The sequence below is a fragment of the Paraburkholderia heleia NBRC 101817 genome (assembly GCF_000739775.1).
In the GTDB taxonomy this organism is placed as follows: domain Bacteria; phylum Pseudomonadota; class Gammaproteobacteria; order Burkholderiales; family Burkholderiaceae; genus Paraburkholderia; species Paraburkholderia heleia.
This window is the reverse complement of sequence record NZ_BBJH01000096.1, coordinates 1-1,180: the sequence shown is the minus strand read 5'-3', so window position 1 is coordinate 1,180 and position 1,180 is coordinate 1. Positions and strand designations below refer to the sequence as shown.

The 1,180-nt window shown below is 68.9% G+C and carries 1 protein-coding gene; it reads left to right on the top strand.

Annotated features, from left to right (window positions below):
* On the top strand, positions 1 to 1,179 hold a 1,179-nt coding region (locus tag BHE01S_RS35805; protein ID WP_052406263.1), incomplete at its 5' end, for an acetyl-CoA C-acetyltransferase.
* Between the last annotated feature and the right edge of the window lies 1 nt (position 1,180).

Sequence of the window (1,180 nt, the reverse complement as noted above, 5' to 3'; positions counted from 1 at the left end):
ACTGACATTGTGATCGTTTCGGCCGCACGTACGGCGGTAGGCAAATTCGGCGGCTCGCTCGCGAAGGTGGCGGCGCCAGATCTCGGCGCGATCGTCATCAAGGCCGCGCTCGAGCGCGCGGGGGTGAAGCCCGAGCAGGTGAGCGACGTGATCATGGGTCAGGTGCTCACGGCCGGTTCGGGCCAGAACGTGGCGCGTCAGGCCTCGATCAAGGCGGGCCTGCCCGCGGCCGTTCCCGCCATGACGATCAACAAGGTGTGCGGCTCGGGCCTGAAGGCGGTGATGCTCGCGGCCAACGCGATCATCGCGGGCGATTCGGACATCGTGGTGGCCGGGGGCCAGGAGAACATGAGCGCCGCGCCCCACGTGCTGCCGGGCTCGCGCGACGGCTTCCGCATGGGCGATGCGAAGCTCATCGACAGCATGATCGTGGACGGCCTGTGGGACGTGTACAACCAGTACCACATGGGCGTGACGGCGGAGAACGTCGCGAAGGAATACGGCATCACGCGCGAGGAGCAGGACGCGTTTGCGGCGCTGTCGCAGAACAAGGCGGAAGCCGCGCAGAAGGCGGGCCGCTTCGACGCGGAAATCGTGCCGGTGGCGATTCCCCAGCGCAAGGGCGAGCCGCTGCAGTTCGCGACCGACGAGTTCGTGCGCCACGGCGTGACGGCGGAATCGCTCGCGGGCCTGAAGCCGGCGTTCAGCAAGGAAGGCACGGTGACGGCGGCGAACGCGTCGGGGATCAACGACGGCGCGGCTGCGGTCGTGGTGATGTCGGCGAAGAAGGCGGAGGCGCTGGGCCTCACGCCGCTGGCGCGCATCAAGGCGTATGCCAGCGGCGGGGTGGACCCGAAGGTGATGGGCATGGGTCCGGTGCCGGCGTCGACGCGGGCGCTGGAGCGCGCGGGCTGGTCGGCGGGCGACCTGGATCTCATGGAGATCAACGAGGCATTTGCCGCGCAGGCGCTGGCGGTGAACAAGCAGATGGGCTGGGACACGTCGAAGATCAACGTGAACGGCGGGGCGATTGCGATCGGTCACCCGATCGGCGCATCGGGCTGCCGGATTCTCGTGACGCTGCTGCACGAAATGCAGCGCCGCGACGCGAAGCGCGGTCTGGCCTCGCTGTGCATCGGCGGCGGCATGGGTGTGGCGCTCGCGCTCGAGCGCGCTTGAC